This is a genomic window from Streptomyces griseoruber (assembly GCF_001514205.1).
Lineage (GTDB): Bacteria > Actinomycetota > Actinomycetes > Streptomycetales > Streptomycetaceae > Streptomyces > Streptomyces griseoruber.
Map to the genome: position 1 here is coordinate 67,433 of NZ_KQ948791.1, position 609 is coordinate 68,041.

Sequence of the window (609 nt, forward strand, 5' to 3'; positions counted from 1 at the left end):
GGGATGCCCGCCCGGACCCACGTCGTCAAGGCCACCCGGCACCCCGGGATGCGGCACGACATGACGATCCTGCTGCGCGCCTCGGAGATCGGACGGCCGATCACCGGCCTCACGGAGGCCGCCGTCGCCGCCCCGTTCGCTGTGCCTTCCAGCGACGTCGTCCTGGCGGAGGTCGCCATCCAGCCCGGCCGCCAGGGCGGCCCCGGCTGGATGGAGGCCCACATCACCCCCGACGCCAACCAGCGCCGCCGCAAGGCCCCCACCGACCAGGAGCGCTGGGCGGACAAGGTCGGCTCGCCCAAGGGCGGCGCACCCGGCTCCGAGCTGGTCCACAAGACCCGCGACGACGAACGCGGGGTCACGTTCTACCGGGCCAAGATGGCTGACTCCACCGAGACCCCGCGCATTGACCTCGCCAAGGTCTGCCGCGGACTGAAGCTGCCCGAGGACGACTCCTGCGTGTTCGTCCTCGTTGACGGCAGCGAGTTCCTGATCAGCGTGTTCGACTCCCCGCCGCTGTCGCAGATTTTCCGGGCGACCCGCGAGCTGCTCACCCCGGACGCCAAGGGCATGTACGTGTGCGGGTACACCATCACCGGCCAGCCGGTG

Annotated in this window: 1 pseudogene; it reads left to right on the forward strand. The window is 71.3% G+C overall.

Features of this window, described 5'->3' with window-relative positions:
• Positions 1 to 609, forward strand: a pseudogene (locus AQJ64_RS42885) (chromosome segregation protein ParM); the annotation flags it as partial.